Origin of the sequence: Clostridium culturomicium (assembly GCF_000821305.1) — a bacterium.
GTDB lineage: Bacteria > Bacillota > Clostridia > Clostridiales > Clostridiaceae > Clostridium_J > Clostridium_J culturomicium.
In genome coordinates, this window is sequence record NZ_CCXK01000013.1 from 313498 (window position 1) to 330156 (window position 16659).

Sequence of the window (16659 nt, forward strand, 5' to 3'; positions counted from 1 at the left end):
TATGGCCAAAAGCAGAGATTATTTATATAAGGATGTAATGAACATAAGTGGAGAAAAAATTGGATATATAAAAGATTTGCTTGTGGATTTTGGAAAGAGTGAAGTTGTTGGTTTTAAAATAAATCCATACAAAATTATGAAAAAGGGCTTCAATGTATTAAAAGACGATATTATATATCAAAGAGATCAGTTAATAGTTAAGGATACTGCAAAAAGTAAATTCATTGAATTTTCTTCCATTATGAATATGTATGTAGTGGATAAGTGCTTTAATATATTAGGCTTAGTAAGTGAGATAATTTTTGATGATGAAGAATTTACCATCAAAGGAATATCTATTAGAGATTATAATTTGTGGAGTATGTTTAAAAGTAGAAGGATTTTACTGCTTAAGGAGCTTATAATTGGTGAAGAATATATTTTTTATATAGGAGAGAATCCAAGAATAACATTGGAATGCATGCCTATTATAGGAAATAGAAAAAATCATTACAGAGACGTATATTATGAAAAAGCTTAAAGTTAACAAACAACTAATTATAAGAAGCATAATCCTTATCACATTTTTATTTTGTGTAATATTTCTATTAAATAAATATCCTATATTTAAGCAGCTAATGGGACTTGTAATAATATCATTTATTATCAGTTATAGCATGAGGCCTTTTCAGAAACTGTTAACAGAGCTAGGTATAAATCGAAAGATTAGTTCAGTTATTGTTATACTTACTATTGTTGGTTTTTTAGTACTTATAATAGCTGTCTTAGTTCCTTGGATTTATAATGAGGGAGCAACCTTTATAGATATATTAGGTAAGATTCAAGGCTACTATGAAGGGGTTACAAGAAGTTTGGTTGCTGTTTCAGAAAATTCTTTTGTTAAGGATATAATGAGTAATTTTACAGATAAAATTCAAATTATACTTGTGAATATGGCGGAGACGTTTATACAAGAAATAATAGCAATTACTGATGATATCTTTTTAATGTTTACAATACCAGTATTGGTTTATTTCTTTTTAAGTGATGGAGAAACAATTTCAAGAGGTATGATGAAATATATTCCTTTTAAAAATAAATTCTTAGTTAAAAGAATGCTGAAGCACATTGATAAGGTGATGGAGCGGTATATAATAACTCAGTTTGAGCTGTGTGGTATTATTGGGGTATTAACCTTTATCGCTTTAACACTATGCGGTATTAGGTATGCTTTTGTTTTATCATTACTAAATGCAATCTTTAATATAATACCCTATTTTGGTCCTATCATTGGGGCTATACCAATAGTCTTAATTTCTCTTATTGTATCTTCTAAAAAAGCTATAGTTGTTACAATTCTGCTCTTTATAATCCAACAGTTAGAAGGGGATATAATATCACCTAAAATTGTTGGAGAAACAGTAGATTCTCATCCAGTAACAATTCTTTTACTCCTTATTTTAGGGGGGAGTATTGGGGGCATAGTAGGTATGATATTAGTTATACCTTTATGGGTGATGGGGAAGATAGCAGTTGGGGAGTTAGAATATTATTTATTTTAAAACTCAATCATTGACATTTTAAACAATCATACATATAATTTATCTATAAGTTTCACTTATCTATACATAGAAGTTCTTTGTATATTGATGGAGTGGTGTTGTTAATGTATAACTCTGCATAGTGAAACTAATTTAGTAAATTTAAAAGTATATATAAAGCAATGATGAGAATTAGTAATTATGGGAAACCTTCAGAGAGAAAGTGGCTGGTGAAAACTTTCGGTGAAACATAGTGAAGCTGTCTCGGAGCTATAATTAATTAAGAGATATCAGCTGTATAGCTGATATAATTAGGGTGGTAACGCGGATAAACTTTCGTCCCTTGTTTAGGGGGATGAGAGTTTTTTTATATTCAAAAATAAGTTTTTTAGCTTGAAAGAATAAAAAACTAAACTATATAAAGAATTAGGAGGAATTATAACATGAAAAACATGGGTTTAAATGAAATCAGAGAAAGTTATTTGAAATTCTTTGAGGGAAAGGAACATTTAGTTTTAGGAAGTTTTCCTTTAGTTCCTAAAAATGATAAAAGTCTATTACTTATAAATGCAGGTATGGCACCGTTAAAGCCATATTTTACAGGGATTCAAACTCCACCGAATAAAAGAATTGCTACATGTCAAAAATGTATAAGAACAGGAGATATTGAGAATGTTGGAAAAACATCCAGACATGGTACATTCTTTGAAATGTTAGGAAACTTTTCTTTTGGAGATTATTTTAAGAGTGAAATAATTCCATGGGCTTGGGAGTATATCACTGAAGTTTTAGCAATTCCAAAGGAAAAACTATATGTAACTATATATCTTGAAGATGATGAGGCATATGAGATTTGGGTTTCAAAAACAGATATTGACCCATCAAGAATATTTAGATTAGGTAAAGAAGATAACTTCTGGGAGCATGGAGCTGGTCCATGTGGTCCTTGCACAGAGATTCACTTTGATAGAAGATCAGACCTTCCTCAAATTAAAACTGCAGAAGAGTTTGTTAAGGCGGGAGATGAGGATAGAGTTATAGAATTCTGGAATCTTGTATTTACTCAATTTGAAGGTGATGGAAAAGGAAATTACGAAAAATTAAGCAATACAAATATTGATACAGGTATGGGACTTGAGAGAATTGCAACAATAATGCAAGGTGTTGATAATATCTTTGAGGTTGACACAATGAGAAGCATTATTGACGAGATTTCAAAAGTATCTGGTGTTAAGTATAAAGAGGATAAAAATCTTGATATATCAATAAGAATTATTACAGACCATATTAGAAGCGTTACTTTCATGATAGGTGATGGAATACTTCCATCAAACGAAGGAAGAGGATATGTTTTAAGAAGACTTCTTAGAAGAGCAGCTAGACATGGCAGAGTTCTTGGTATTGATGGAACTTTCTTAAATAATCTTTGTGATGTAGTTATAGAATGCTCTAAATCAGCTTATCCAGAACTTATGGAGAAGGCAGATTATATCAAGAAGGTAATAGGACTTGAAGAAGACAGATTTGCTGAAACTATAGATCAGGGCATGGAAATACTTAAAGGGTTTATTGAGGAAATGCAAGAAGAAGGAACAGATACATTAAGTGGTGAAAAAGCATTTAAGCTTTATGATACTTTCGGTTTCCCTGTAGAGCTTACCGAGGAACTTTTAGAAGAAAAAGGATTAAAAATAGATTTTGAAGGATTCCATAAGGAAATGGAGAATCAGAGAAATACAGCAAGAGCTGCAAGAGGTACTTCCAATTACATGGGTAATGATGAAGGAGCTTTAAATAATATTCCTATGGAAATTACTACAGAGTTTTTAGGATATGATGTTACTTCATGCCAAGGTAAGGTTTTATCTATAGTTTGCGAGAATGAATTTATAAATTCATGTTCAATAGGACAAAAGGTTGTAATTGTTACTGATAAGACACCTTTCTATGCAGAAATGGGAGGTCAGGTTGGAGATGCTGGAATAATTAGAAGTTCTAATTTCGAAGGCAAAGTTTATGACTGTAAGAAAAGTACAAGAGGACACATTCTTCATTTTGTAGAGATGGTTAAAGGTGAACTTCAAGTTGATGAAGTGGTTGAATTAATTGTAGACACGACATTAAGAAATAATATTTGCAAAAACCATACAGCAACTCACATGCTTCATGAAGCTTTAAAAGAAGTGTTAGGTGATCATGTAAATCAAGCAGGTTCATATGTAGATGGAGATAGATTAAGATTTGACTTTACTCACTTCTCTGCAATGTCATCAGAACAGCTTAAAGAAGTAGAGAAAATGTTGAATGAAGAAATTCTTAAAGCGTATGAGGTTTCAACTGATATAATGTCAATAGAGGAAGCAAAGGCAAATGGAGCAGTAGCTTTATTTGATGATAAATATAAGGAAGATGTTAGAGTTGTTTCAGTTGGAGATTACAGTAAAGAGCTTTGTGGTGGAACTCACGTTAAAAACTCTGGAGAAATAGGATTGTTCAAAATTCTTAGTGAGACAGGGGTAGCTGCAGGGGTAAGAAGAATAGAAGCTATAACAGGTATGAAATCAGAAGCTTATGTAAATGATAAAGAAGAGCTTTTAAAAGAAGTAGCTTCAACTTTAAAATGTGGTGAAAAAGATTTATTAAATAAAGTAGCTGGATTACTAGCAACGCTTAAAGAAAAAGAAAAGGAAATCCAAGGTTTAAAAGAAAAATTAACTAGTGGTGTAGAAGATGAAATTTTAGCAAATGCTGTAGAAGTTAACGGAGTGAAAGTTGTTACAGCAGCTTTAGATGATATTGAAGGAGATGCACTTAGAAATCTTTGTGATAAATTAAGAAATAAAATATCAGAAGGTATAGTAGTTTTAGGAAGCAGAGTTTCAGGAAAAGTTCAATTTGTTGTTATGGCAACTAAAGAAGCAGTAGCAAAAGGTGCGCATGCAGGGAAAATTGTTAAGGCAGTTGCAATCATCGCTGGTGGAGGCGGTGGTGGAAGACCAGATATGGCTCAAGCTGGTGGAAAGTTTCCTGAAAAATTAGATGAAGCGATTTCTAAAGTTGGAAGTATAGTAGAAACTTTAGTAAAATAGTATACTTTTTGTCTGCGTTAATGGTATAATATAAAAAAAGTAAGGTTAAGAGGGTGATTAAATGGATAAAGAAAATACAGTTCAGTTTGATGTAATGAAGAGTAAAAAGGACATGACAAAAGTTATTTTAACTGATGTATATAATGCCCTTATTGAGAAAGGCTATAATCCAGTGAATCAGTTAGTTGGATATCTTATATCTGGTGACCCAACATATATAACCAATTATAACGGAGCAAGAGCATTAGTTAGTAAACTAGAGAGAGACGATATATTAGAAGAAGTTTTAAAATCTTATCTAGAAATAAAATAAAAATGCCTGTATAGGCATTTTTATTTTAAAGTTACACATAATAAAATGGAATATAATCCTTATAAGTAACAATTAAGTTTATTTTATAAATGGATAAATTCACATTTGAATTATCGTGAATATTTTTACGTTTTATTATGTGTATAAATTATAGTTTAAATATAATTATTCAGTTAATTATATCAAGGAGAAAAGAATGAGAATACTTGGATTAGATGTTGGAGATAGAACTATTGGAGTTGCAATTAGTGATCCATTAGGATTTACAGCTCAAGGTATAACAACAATAAGACGTAAAAAGGAAGAGCAGGATATAGAAAAAATACTAGAATTTTGTAATGAATATCAAGTTGAGACAATTATATCAGGACTTCCTAAAAATATGAACGGAACAATTGGAGAGCAAGCTGAAAAGGTTCAAAAATTTTGCGCTGCATTAAGTGAACATACTGATATTGAAATAAAATTTTGGGATGAAAGACTAACAACTATGGCGGCTCATAGAGTAATGCTGGAAGCTGATATGTCTAGAAAAAAAAGAAAAGGGTTAGTTGATAAAATTGCAGCTACATACATATTACAAGGCTATTTAGATAGTCTAAGCAAGTAACTTTATATTTTTATTGTTGATACATAGTTTATATAAATGTGAATAATAATCACTATAAAGGTGGTACGTTATAGAGAAAAAAGTTAAATTTAGGAGGATTAAAATGGACGAATTATTTGAAAACATAACACTTACAGATGAAGAAGGAAATGATGTAGAGTTTGAGGTAATAACAAAATTAGATATAGAAGGTGCTGAATATTTTATTGTTGCGCCAGTAGAAGATAACGGTGAAGATGCACTAGCATTAAAAGTTGTTGTTGATGAAGCAGGAGAAGAGTATTTTGCAACTGTAGAAGATGATGAAGAATTCAACATGGTTAATGAAGCTTTTGAAGCGTTATATGAAGAAGGATTAATAGAGTAAATCTACGGATTTCACCGAAGATAGAAAGGGGTTGTAGTTTATGTCTAGTGAAAAAATAGAGAGCTTAAAAGTATCACTAAAGGAAAAAGGTTATAAATTAACACCTCAAAGAAGATCTATACTTGATGAAATTATAAAGAATGAAGGCAGCCACCTTACAGCTGAAGAAATCTATGACCTGGTAAAGGTAAATTGCCCTGAAATTGGACTTGCAACAGTTTATAGAACTGTTCAATTGCTAGAAGAAATGGGTGTGATCTACAAACTAGATTTAGATGATGGATGTAGCCGATATGAACTTTGTGATGAGGATGAAGGTCATCAGCATCATCATTTGGTATGTCAAAATTGTGGCGCTGTCATTGAAGTTGAAGGTGATCTTTTAGAGGAACTAGAACATATCGTTGAAAACAAGTATAATTTTAAAATCAAAAATCATAGTTTGAAATTTTATGGAATATGTGATAATTGTTCTTCCAAATAAAATTAGGAAGATATTTATATAATTTCTTTAAAGAAGTGATTTGATTTGAACTTAATGCTCCTCAGCGAGCTGAGGAGCACATAATTCTATAGGAATAATTCCAAGAGTTATTGTAACTAAACTTCAAAATTAAATTTCTTCAAAAAAGGGACAAAACAATTTATGATTTTTATCGTATTATAATAATGATAAAAATCAAGAATTATAAGAAAAGGAGGGTAGAATTTTGAAAAAAGAAAAAGATAAAATTAAAATAATTCCACTTGGTGGATTAAATGAGATAGGGAAAAACCTTACGGCTATTGAGTATAAAGATGATATAGTTGTAATAGACTGCGGACTTAAATTCCCAGATGATGAGATGTTAGGAATTGACGTAGTAATACCGGATGTAACCTATCTTGTAAAAAACCTTGAGAGAGTTACAGGAATATTTTTAACTCATGCTCATGAAGACCATATTGGAGCGCTTCCATATGTTTTAAAGCAGATTAATGTACCTATATACGGAACCAAGCTTACATTAGGAATTGTTGAAAGTAAGCTGAAGGAACACGCCTTATTGGGTGTAGTAGATATGAGAGAGGTTAAACCTAGAGATATTGTAAAGCTAAATAATGTATCTGTAGAGTTCATTAAAACCAATCATAGTATTGCAGATTCCGTAGCTATTGCCATACACACACCACTAGGGGTTGTGCTTCATACAGGAGATTTCAAAATTGACTTTACACCTATAGATGGTGAAGTAGCTGATTTAGCTAGATTTGCCGAGTTAGGCAAGAAGGGTGTTACAGTGCTTTTAGCTGATAGTACTAACGTTGAAAGACCAGGATATAGTATGTCAGAAAGTATAGTTGGTGAAAGTTTTGAGAAAATTTTTCATCGTGCAAAGGGTAGGGTAATAGTTGCAACCTTTGCATCTAATATTCATAGGGTTCAACAAATTATTACTGCAGCAAGAAATTATGGAAGAAAAGTTGCACTTTCAGGAAGAAGTATGGAAAATATTATAGCTGTTGCCATTGAGCTTGGATACATTAATATTGATGAAGATGCTTTAATAAGTATTGATGCAATAAATAAGTATCGTGATGATGAAATAGTTATGATAACTACAGGAAGCCAGGGAGAGCCTATGGCGGCACTTTCGAGAATGGCTGCTTCAGAGCATAAAAAAGTAAATATACAAGAGGGCGATTTGGTTATTATTTCTGCATCGCCAATACCTGGTAATGAAAAGCTTGTTTCAAAAGTAATCAACCAGTTATTTAAAAAGGGTGCAGATGTAATATATGAGTCATTAGCAGAAGTCCATGTTTCAGGGCATGCTTACCAAGAAGAGCTTAAACTTATGCAGACTTTAGTTAAACCAAAATTCTTTATCCCTGTACACGGGGAATATAGACATTTAAAACAGCATGGAGAATTAGCTGTTAAGCTGGGCTTACCAGAGAAAAATGTTTATATAGGGGAGATTGGTGACGTTATCGAAGTTAACAGGTCATCTATAAGAAAGTCAGGAACAGTAGTTTCAGGGCAAATTTTTGTGGATGGACTTGGAGTTGGAGACGTAGGAAATATAGTTCTAAGAGATAGAAAGCATTTATCTCAAGATGGAATATTAACAGTAGTAGTTACACTGGGTAAAGGCACAGGTACTGTAGTAGCAGGGCCAGATATAATATCTAGAGGTTTCGTATATGTTAGAGAATCAGAGGACTTAATGGAGAAAGCTAGAGAAGTTGTAAGAGATGCATTGGAAGAATGCGAAGAAAAGAGAATTACTGAATGGCCTACTATTAAATCGAGTATTAGAGAGGCTCTTAGAGTATATCTATATGAAAAAACTAAGAGGCGTCCAATGATATTACCTATAATTATGGAAGTTTAGTAAGTATAAATCTAATAGAAAATTAAAGTTTTAAGCTTCAGTAAAAACTTTAACTGAAGCTTAAAGCTTAATATATAAATGGAATAAACTAAAAACTTAAATTATATGAGTTAGGAATATTATAATAAGATAGCCAAAAAGATGATATCCTGTATGCAATTAACAGGAATTAATGTTAAATCTATTCTATGTTGGAATTGAATAAACTTTTAATTTCATTGACTTTTATTCAACATAATATTAGAATTGAAATAGTTGATTTTGATTGGATACCTTAGTATCCAATTTTATTTTGTAAAAAATAAGACATATGATAAAAAAATTTTGGAGGAATAATATGAATTTATATACAAGAGAAGATATAAGAAACATTGCTATCATTGCCCACGTTGACCACGGTAAAACTACACTAGTTGATGCTCTTTTAAAGCAAAGTAAGGTTTTCAGAGAGAATGAAGCTATTGAGGAAAGAGTAATGGACTCTAATGATTTAGAGAGAGAAAGAGGAATTACAATTCTTTCTAAAAACACTGCAGTAATGTACAATGATGTTAAAATTAACATTATAGACACTCCTGGACACGCTGACTTCGGTGGAGAGGTTGAACGTGTACTTAAAATGGTTGACAGCGTTCTACTTGTTGTTGACGCTTATGAAGGTGCAATGCCACAAACTAAGTTCGTTCTAAAAAAGGCTCTTGAGCTTGGATTAGAGCCAATGGTTGTTATCAATAAAATAGATAGAAAAGATGCTAGACCAGAAGCAGTTATTGATGAGATATTTGACTTATTCGTTGAGTTAGGGGCTACTGATGAGCAGTTAGACTTTAAGGTTATCTATGCTTCAGCAAGAAATGGTGTTGCTACAGCAGAGCTTGAAGACGAGCCAGTTGATATGGTTCCATTATTCGAGGCTATAATTGAAACAGTTAACCCACCAAAAGGATATGTTGATGAGCCATTACAAATGCTTGTAACTTCATTAGACTATAATGAGTACGTTGGTAAAATTGGAATTGGTAAAATCGAAAGAGGAGTAATTAAAAAGAACCAGACTGTAGCGCAAATTGCTAAAGATGGAACTAAGAAAAATGTAAAAATATCTAACGTTTATACTTATGATGGATTAAAGAGAGTGGAAGTAGAAGAAGCTAAGCTTGGAGATATAGTTGCTATATCAGGAATTCCAGCTATTCACATAGGAGAAACTATAGCTGATGCTGCATGTCCGGAAGCTCTTCCATTTGTAGAAATTGACGAGCCAACACTAAACATGAACTTTATTGTTAACAATTCACCATTTGCAGGTCAAGATGGAGAATTTGTTACATCTAGACATTTAAGAGATAGATTAATGAAGGAGCTTGAAACAAACGTAAGTTTAAGAGTTGAAGAAACTGATTCTGCAGATTCATTCAAAGTTAGTGGAAGAGGAGAACTTCACCTTTCAATTCTTATAGAAACAATGAGAAGAGAAGGATATGAGTTCCAGGTTTCTAAACCAACAGTTATATACAAGCATGAAAATGGTGAGCTTTTAGAGCCGATTGAAAACTTAACAATGGACGTACCAGAAGAGTACATGGGTGTTGTTATGGAGAAAATGGGACCAAGAAAAGCAGAAATGGTAAACATGACAAGTGCAGTTAATGGATATACAAGACTTGAATTCAGAGTTCCTTCAAGAGGATTAATCGGTTTAAGAAACGAATTCATGACTGAAACAAGAGGAAATGGAATCATGAACCACGTATTAGATGGTTATGAGAAATATAAAGGCGACATAGTAGAGAGAAGCAGAGGTTCATTAGTGGTATTCGAATCTGGTGAATCAGTAAGTTATGGTCTATTTAATGCACAAGAGAGAGGTAGATTATTCATAGGACCTGGAGTTCCAGTATACCAAGGTATGGTTTGTGGAGAGTGTTCTAGAAATGAAGACATAGAAGTTAACGTATGTAAGAAAAAACACCTTTCTAATACAAGAGCATCTGGTTCAGATGATGCTTTAAAATTAATACCAGTACCAAATATGTCTCTAGAGCAATGTATTGAATTCATTGGTTCAGATGAGCTTGTTGAGGTTACACCAAAAACTATCAGACTTAGAAAGAAAATCTTAGATCCAACTATGAGAAAAAGAGCGGCTGCTTCAAAGAAGTAAGTGAAAGTAGATATCATGGGGGTATAGTATGAAGAAGATATTAGGAATAATTGCATGGTCCATAGTTGCATTATTTTTCCTTGCCATTGTTTCATCATTTTTTTATTATGGTTATGCTACTAAAAAACCACTCAAGGGTAAAGGTGAGATTGAAGTTGTAGTAAATGAAGGAGACTCTTTATACGGAGTTGTTGAAAGACTAGATGATGAAGGTAAGCTTAAGAATAGAGTATGTATGAATATATACATGAGATTAAAAGGACCTTCAGCTAATATTTTACCAGGAACTTTTGAGGTTCCTGCTGATTCCTCTTTTGAAGAGATGATTTCAATTTTAGAGAAAGAGCCAGAAGGAAGCAGTAGTTCAATTACCATTCCAGAAGGTTATGATATTGAGGAAATGGGAGACTTATTTGAAAGTAAGGGACTCTTTACAAAAGCAGAATTTATTGAAGCAGTAAAGGCTTATCCTGTTCCTAGCTATATACCTGAATCAACAGAAAGAAGGTATGATTTAGAAGGGTTCTTGTTCCCAGATACATATAAATTTAATTTAAATGTATCACCAGAAGAAGTAATAAGAACAATGCTTAATGTATTCGAACAGAAAGTTGTAAGTATTGTTGGAAATAAAGAAGATATATATAAATACGTTACAATGGCTTCAATTATTGAAGGTGAAACTATGGCAGATGATGAAAGAAGTATCGTTGCTTCTGTAATAAATAACAGAATTGCAAAGGGTATGATGCTTCAGATTGATGCGACTGTAATATATGCGTTAGGTGAACATGTGGATACAGTTTTATATAAACATTTAGAGATAGATTCACCTTATAATACGTATAAAAACTATAATTTACCTGTAGGACCTATTGGTAGTCCAGGATTAGAGTCTATTAAGGCTGCAATGAATCCAGCACAAACGGATTACTTATTCTATGTGTTGACTGAAGATGGAGTACATCACTATTTTACGAATGATTATCAAGATTTCTTGAATAAACAGGCAGAATTAGGATATTAAATTAAATAATAAAGTTATAAGCTCAGAAGGGTTTTGGGCTTATAACTTTATATTGAAATTAAGATATTAAGTGGAGGAAGATATGAGCGGAATTACCTATGATTATATGGAAAAATATCTAAGAGAACTTATTGGAGACTCGAAAGGGATTATTAAAGAACTAGAAGAGTTTGCAGAAGCTAATGGAGTTCCTATTGTACAAAAAGAAGCAGCTAGGCTGTTAGAATTTATGGTAACTGTAAAGAAACCAAAAAAAATATTAGAGCTTGGAACAGCCATAGGATATTCCTCCATATTAATGGAATTAGCAGCAGAAAATAATGTTGAAATTACAACTATCGAAAGAGATGATAAGATGGTTGAATATGCAACTGAAAATATAAAAAAAGCAGGGTTTGAGGATAAGATTACTATTCTTCATGGAGATTGTTTAGAAATTCTAGAAACTTTAGATGATGAGTATGATTTAATTTTTATGGATGCAGGAAAAGGGCATTATAGTCACTTCTTGCCACATTGCTTAAGAATGTTAGCAAAAGACGGAATGATCATAGCTGATAATGTTTTATTTAGGGGAATGGTTGCTTGTAAGGATTTAATGATTAGAAGAAAGATAACCATTGTTAAAAGAATGAAAAATTATATGGAAACCATATCTCAAGATGAAAATTTACTTACAACAGTATTACCAATGGGAGATGGTATAGCATTAACAGTTAGGAGGAATGAAAATGAAAAGACCGGAACTGCTGGCACCAGCAGGTAACTTAGAGAAATTAAAGGCAGCTATCAATTTTGGAGCTGATGCAGTATATTTAGGAGGAAGCAAGCTTAACCTTAGAGCTTTTGCTGACAACTTTACAAACGAACAATTAGTAGAAGGTGTGGAGTTTGCACACTCTAAAGGAAAAAAGGTTTATGTTACCTTAAACGTATTCCCTCATAATGAAGATTTAGAAGGAATTGAAGAATATCTTGTAGAGTTATATGAGTCAGGTGTTGATGCTATTATAGTATCTGATCCTGGTATTATAATGATCGCAAGAGAGACCGTTCCTAATATGGAAATACACTTAAGTACTCAGGCTAACACTGTAAACTGGAAAACTTGTGAGTTTTGGTACAAGATGGGTGTTAAGAGAGTTGTATTAGCTAGAGAACTTTCTTTAGAAGAAATAGCAAAGGTTCAAAAGAAAATTCCAGAAGATATGGATCTTGAAATATTTGTACACGGTTCAATGTGTATGGCTTATTCTGGACGATGTGTTATTTCAAATTATATGGTTGGAAGAGATTCAAATAGAGGATCTTGTGCACAACCATGTAGATATAAGTATCATTTAGTGGAAGAAAAACGTGAAGGCGAATACTATCCTGTTATTGAAGATGATAGAGGAAGTTACATAATGAACTCTAAGGATTTATGCATGATTGAGCATATTCCAGAGCTTATGAGCACGGGAGCTTTATCATTTAAAATTGAAGGAAGAATGAAAAGTGTATATTATGTTGCAAGTGTTGTTAAAGCATACAGAGAAGCAATTGATGAATATATGAAATCTCCTGAGGATTATAAGTTTAATCCAAGATGGTTAGAAGATTTAAATAAGCCTAGTCATAGAGAATATTATACTGGATTCTTCTTTAATGAGGAGAATAAGCAAATACAAGAAAGCTCTGCTTATATCAGAAGCTACGATGTAGTTGGTGTAGTTAAAGCTTATGACAAAGCAACTGGGATAGCTACAATTGAGCATAAAAATAAGGTTGTTGAAGGCGATAAGGTAGAAGTTATGAGACCTATTGGAGCAAATGTTGAAATTACATTAAATGACCTTCATGATGAAAAAGGAAATAAGATTCCAACAGCACCAAGTTCAAAGATGATTTATACTGCTAAGGTTGAATTAGACCTTGAAGAAAATGATATTTTAATTAAGGCTAAGGAGGAAGTTTAATGAAACGTCCAGTTATAATTGGGATAACAGGGGGTACTGGTTCAGGAAAGAGTACCATTGCAAAGGAGATTTGTTCAAGTTTTGACAAAAATCGCATAACAATGATAGAGCAAGATGCTTATTATAAGGATCAAAGCCATTTATCTATGGAGGATAGAGTTAAAACTAATTATGATCATCCTTATGCCTTTGACACTGAATTATTAGTTAAACACCTAAAGAGCTTAATTAATGGAGAGTCTGTTGAAAAGCCACAATATGATTTTGAAGTTCATAATAGAAAAACAGAAACTATTAAGGTTGAGTCTAGAGAAATTATAATTGTAGAAGGAATTTTAGTTCTTGAAGATGAAGCTTTAAGAGAATTATTAGATATTAAAATATATGTTGATACAGATGCAGATGTAAGATTTATCAGAAGACTTGTTAGAGATATTAATGAAAGAGGCAGAACAATGGATTCTGTAATAAATCAATATCTTGGCGTTGTTAAGCAAATGCATGAGCAATTTACAGAGAATACTAAGAAGTATGCAGATATTATTATTCCAGAAGGCGGACATAATAGAGTTGCAATAGATATAATAAAAGGAAATATATATCAAATTTTATCAACAGAAGAATAAACTGTATGAAACACCTTTCTTTAGTCAAAGATTTACTAAAGGAGGTGTTTTTTATTGAATTTAAATAATAAAAATGAATTTAAAAATAAAATTAAAAAAAGAAATTATACTGCATTTGGATGTGTAATAATAATATTTTCATTTTTAATAGTAAGATTAGCATATTTGCATTTAGCGGAAGGCCCGGATTTGGCAGTTTCAGCTAATAAACAATATTATTATGAAGAGTATACTAATAATTTAACTTTTAACCTTTTAGATAATGAGGGTGAAAATTTATTTGATTATATTTCCAAGTATTATGTAGTTGTTGACCCTATAACTTTTTATACACTAAATGAAGAAAGTGCATTTGTTGATATGAAGAAGGTTTTATATATTCTTAGAGATTATGATAAGAATTATGATATATCAAAGCTTATGGATGAAATGGACAAGGGCAGTAAAAAGTATGAGGTGGATAAAGAAACTTATAGTAAAATCAAGGAGCTGAACAAGGTTAAGGGGATTTATGCATATGAATTTGATGAGTATGATAAAGAACAAAACTGGAATATCAAAAATGTTTTATCCACACCAGTTAAGTACTCTGATAATAAAGAAATGAAGGATGAAGGCACCTTAGAGATGGAAATTTATAATTATGTAAAGGGTAATTATAAAGATAAAATAAGGTTTGAAAAGGATGTTAGTGAAAATATAATTGAAGAAGAAGAAGTTATTGATCCAGCTAATAAAAATATTAAAACTACATTAAATAAAAAGCTTCAGGAAAAAGTAGAAGAAGTTTTGAAGAGTGAGAAATATAAAGCTTATGACCAGATTGGAGCTGTACTTATGGAAAGCTCAACAGGAAAAATTTTATCCATGGCACAAAAGAATGATTGGATGTCTAATCCTAATATAGCTGTAACAAATCCTAATGGATACTTAGTGGGATCTATTTTTAAGACTATAGTATATGAAGCTGCACTTGAGAAAGAATTAGTTGATGAAAATGAAGTCTTTGATATTTCAGATGTTCAGTTTTTTTCAGAGAGTATAGAAAAGCAGAGTAAGTATACAATCGATGAGGCTTATATAGCTTCTTCTAATAAAGCTTTCAGCAAAATTGGGTTGAAAGTAGGGGTGGATAACATGTATAGGATGGCTAAGCTTCAAGGACTTTTTGATCCTGTGTTAGGATTGCAAAATGAAGCGATAGGTACAATGGAAGGGTATGGTGAAAAGAAAAATATAGAGATAGTTACAAATACGTCTATAGGTCAGACAACACGAACAACACCTTTAGGAGCGTTGGCTATAGCAAATACAGTTGTAAACAATGGGATCTATGTTAAACCTCAAATTATTGACTCAGTTATACAAAATGATGGAACTATAGTGGAACAATTTACAACAGAAAATAATAGAGTAATTAGTGAGTATACTGCAAGTGTGTTGAAGGATGCAATGTTATCAGTTGTAAATACAGATTTAGGGACTGGTGGAAATGCAAAAGTTGAAAATGTTGAAGTTGGTGGCAAAACTGGAACCACTGAATATATAGAAGGTAAAAAGGCATTATCAGATGTTTGGTTTAATGGATTCTTCAATTACAATGGAAAGTATTATACTATGGTAGTATATATTCCACACAGTGATAAAGTAGAGAAAATGTATAGCACTGTAGCTTGTTCTGTATTTAAGGATATTGTAGAAGGTATAACACAAAATGAGTTTTTAAAGTAAAAAACTTAATATTCATGTGAACATAAAATAAAATTATTAAAATTTAATGAGAAAAAGCACTTTTTTAACTTTTAAAACATATTATATTAGTAAGCATTATTAGGGGGAGCATAAATGTTTTGCTTGAGTTGGCTTTTAAATATAATTAGCGAATATGCTTTACTAACAGGATATGTTTCAGGAAATAATTCATTTCCACAACCGCTGTCGGAGGAAGAGGAAAAAGAGTGTTTACAAAGGCTGAAGGAAGGTGACCCTGAGGCTAAGGGGATATTAGTTGAGAGAAATTTAAGATTGGTAGCACATATAGTTAAAAAATACACCTTTCCAGGAAAAGAAGTAGATGATTTGATATCTATAGGTACAGTTGGATTAATTAAAGCAATTGATTCATATGATATGGATAAGGGAACAAGGTTAGCAACATATGCTGCGAGATGCATTGAAAATGAGATTCTCATGCTTATAAGGAATAATAAGAAGACCAAAGGAGAAGTGTATCTTCATGACCCTATTGGGCTTGATAAAGAGGGAAATGAAATATCATTAATGGATATACTAAGCAGCGAAAAAGATTCGATTTTAGATGCAGTTGAAAATAAAATACAAGTGAAAAAGCTCTATAATGTCTTGGAAACAGCGTTACAAGAAAGAGAGAGAAAAATTATAAAGATGAGATATGGTTTAGTTGATGGTAAACCTAAAACTCAGCGCGAAATTGCTGAAATATTAGGTATTTCTAGATCTTATGTTTCAAGAATAGAAAAAAGGGCTTTGAAAAAACTATTAAAAGAGTTTAATTCAGGTGAGACTCCTTAAAGTAGTTATAAAATAAAGCAAGATTGATAAAACATATTCATTTGAAGTGATGAAAAA

Annotated in this window: 15 protein-coding genes and 1 other annotated feature; all 15 genes read left to right on the plus strand. The window is 31.9% G+C overall.

All coding sequences use genetic code 11. From position 1 onward, the window contains the following. The first annotated feature begins 1 nt into the window (after position 1). The 15 genes from BN1075_RS03405 to sigK all read left to right on the plus strand — a co-directional run bounded on the left by BN1075_RS03405 (position 2) and on the right by sigK (position 16602). Positions 2 to 520, plus strand: coding sequence for a PRC-barrel domain-containing protein (locus tag BN1075_RS03405; protein WP_040191624.1), 519 nt, complete (start codon positions 2 to 4; stop codon positions 518 to 520). Then, a complete protein-coding gene (locus BN1075_RS03410) occupies positions 507 to 1541 on the plus strand; it encodes an AI-2E family transporter (protein WP_040191625.1) in 1035 nt (344 codons plus the stop codon). Before BN1075_RS03405 ends, BN1075_RS03410 begins: the two co-directional genes overlap by 14 nt. Before the next feature lie 152 nt (positions 1542 to 1693). After that, positions 1694 to 1867: a binding site (T-box leader), on the plus strand. A 96-nt stretch (positions 1868 to 1963) separates the two neighbouring features. Continuing rightward, the gene (gene alaS / locus BN1075_RS03415) at positions 1964 to 4609 is read left to right on the plus strand and encodes an alanine--tRNA ligase (RefSeq protein ID WP_040191626.1); all 2646 of its coding nucleotides are present in this window, start codon (positions 1964 to 1966) and stop codon (positions 4607 to 4609) included. A 61-nt stretch (positions 4610 to 4670) separates the two neighbouring features. Further along, a complete protein-coding gene (locus BN1075_RS03420) occupies positions 4671 to 4922 on the plus strand; it encodes an IreB family regulatory phosphoprotein (protein ID WP_040191627.1) in 252 nt (83 codons plus the stop codon). A gap of 196 nt (positions 4923 to 5118) precedes the next feature. Next, positions 5119 to 5532, plus strand: coding sequence for a Holliday junction resolvase RuvX (gene ruvX, locus BN1075_RS03425; RefSeq protein WP_040191628.1), 414 nt, complete (start codon positions 5119 to 5121; stop codon positions 5530 to 5532). 103 nt (positions 5533 to 5635) lie between these two features. Then, positions 5636 to 5899: a DUF1292 domain-containing protein gene (locus BN1075_RS03430; RefSeq protein WP_040191629.1), complete on the plus strand. Its 264-nt coding sequence runs from the start codon at positions 5636 to 5638 to the stop codon at positions 5897 to 5899. Positions 5900 to 5939: 40 nt separating this feature from the next. Continuing rightward, the gene (locus BN1075_RS03435; protein ID WP_040191630.1) at positions 5940 to 6383 is read left to right on the plus strand and encodes a Fur family transcriptional regulator; all 444 of its coding nucleotides are present in this window, start codon (positions 5940 to 5942) and stop codon (positions 6381 to 6383) included. Positions 6384 to 6609: 226 nt separating this feature from the next. Continuing rightward, positions 6610 to 8277 carry a ribonuclease J gene (locus tag BN1075_RS03440; RefSeq protein WP_040191632.1) on the plus strand — a complete coding sequence of 556 codons (1668 nt, stop codon included), beginning with the start codon at positions 6610 to 6612 and terminating at the stop codon, positions 8275 to 8277. A gap of 337 nt (positions 8278 to 8614) precedes the next feature. Further along, the gene (gene typA, locus BN1075_RS03445; RefSeq protein ID WP_040191633.1) at positions 8615 to 10441 is read left to right on the plus strand and encodes a translational GTPase TypA; all 1827 of its coding nucleotides are present in this window, start codon (positions 8615 to 8617) and stop codon (positions 10439 to 10441) included. A 28-nt stretch (positions 10442 to 10469) separates the two neighbouring features. Then, complete coding sequence (gene mltG, locus BN1075_RS03450; protein WP_040191634.1) at positions 10470 to 11468, plus strand: endolytic transglycosylase MltG; 999 nt, start codon at positions 10470 to 10472, stop codon at positions 11466 to 11468. 82 nt (positions 11469 to 11550) lie between these two features. Continuing rightward, entirely contained in the window at positions 11551 to 12234 is a 684-nt protein-coding gene (locus BN1075_RS03455) for an O-methyltransferase (RefSeq protein WP_040191635.1), read from the plus strand. Continuing rightward, a complete protein-coding gene (locus BN1075_RS03460; protein WP_040191637.1) occupies positions 12200 to 13426 on the plus strand; it encodes a peptidase U32 family protein in 1227 nt (408 codons plus the stop codon). The genes BN1075_RS03455 and BN1075_RS03460 overlap by 35 nt, the downstream gene beginning before the upstream one ends. Continuing rightward, entirely contained in the window at positions 13426 to 14052 is a 627-nt protein-coding gene (gene udk, locus BN1075_RS03465) for a uridine kinase (RefSeq protein WP_040191638.1), read from the plus strand. The genes BN1075_RS03460 and udk overlap by 1 nt, the downstream gene beginning before the upstream one ends. 54 nt (positions 14053 to 14106) lie before the next feature. Next, the gene (locus BN1075_RS03470) at positions 14107 to 15783 is read left to right on the plus strand and encodes a penicillin-binding transpeptidase domain-containing protein (RefSeq protein WP_040191639.1); all 1677 of its coding nucleotides are present in this window, start codon (positions 14107 to 14109) and stop codon (positions 15781 to 15783) included. 114 nt (positions 15784 to 15897) lie between these two features. Then, a complete protein-coding gene (gene sigK / locus BN1075_RS03475; protein WP_040191640.1) occupies positions 15898 to 16602 on the plus strand; it encodes an RNA polymerase sporulation sigma factor SigK in 705 nt (234 codons plus the stop codon). The last annotated feature ends 57 nt before the right edge of the window (positions 16603 to 16659 follow it).

Excerpts from the sequence above, each read along its gene's own strand:
- BN1075_RS03410 (WP_040191625.1), top strand. The coding sequence starts at position 507 with ATGAAAAAGCTTAAAGTTAACAAACAACTAATTATAAGAAGCATAATC.
- BN1075_RS03430 (WP_040191629.1), top strand. The coding sequence starts at position 5,636 with ATGGACGAATTATTTGAAAACATAACACTTACAGATGAAGAAGGAAAT.
- BN1075_RS03455 (WP_040191635.1), top strand. The coding sequence starts at position 11,551 with ATGAGCGGAATTACCTATGATTATATGGAAAAATATCTAAGAGAACTT.
- alaS (WP_040191626.1), top strand. The coding sequence starts at position 1,964 with ATGAAAAACATGGGTTTAAATGAAATCAGAGAAAGTTATTTGAAATTC.
- typA (WP_040191633.1), top strand. The coding sequence starts at position 8,615 with ATGAATTTATATACAAGAGAAGATATAAGAAACATTGCTATCATTGCC.
- BN1075_RS03460 (WP_040191637.1), top strand. The coding sequence starts at position 12,200 with ATGAAAAGACCGGAACTGCTGGCACCAGCAGGTAACTTAGAGAAATTA.
- BN1075_RS03405 (WP_040191624.1), top strand. The coding sequence starts at position 2 with ATGGCCAAAAGCAGAGATTATTTATATAAGGATGTAATGAACATAAGT.
- mltG (WP_040191634.1), top strand. The coding sequence starts at position 10,470 with ATGAAGAAGATATTAGGAATAATTGCATGGTCCATAGTTGCATTATTT.
- BN1075_RS03435 (WP_040191630.1), top strand. The coding sequence starts at position 5,940 with ATGTCTAGTGAAAAAATAGAGAGCTTAAAAGTATCACTAAAGGAAAAA.
- sigK (WP_040191640.1), top strand. The coding sequence starts at position 15,898 with ATGTTTTGCTTGAGTTGGCTTTTAAATATAATTAGCGAATATGCTTTA.
- ruvX (WP_040191628.1), top strand. The coding sequence starts at position 5,119 with ATGAGAATACTTGGATTAGATGTTGGAGATAGAACTATTGGAGTTGCA.
- BN1075_RS03420 (WP_040191627.1), top strand. The coding sequence starts at position 4,671 with ATGGATAAAGAAAATACAGTTCAGTTTGATGTAATGAAGAGTAAAAAG.
- udk (WP_040191638.1), top strand. The coding sequence starts at position 13,426 with ATGAAACGTCCAGTTATAATTGGGATAACAGGGGGTACTGGTTCAGGA.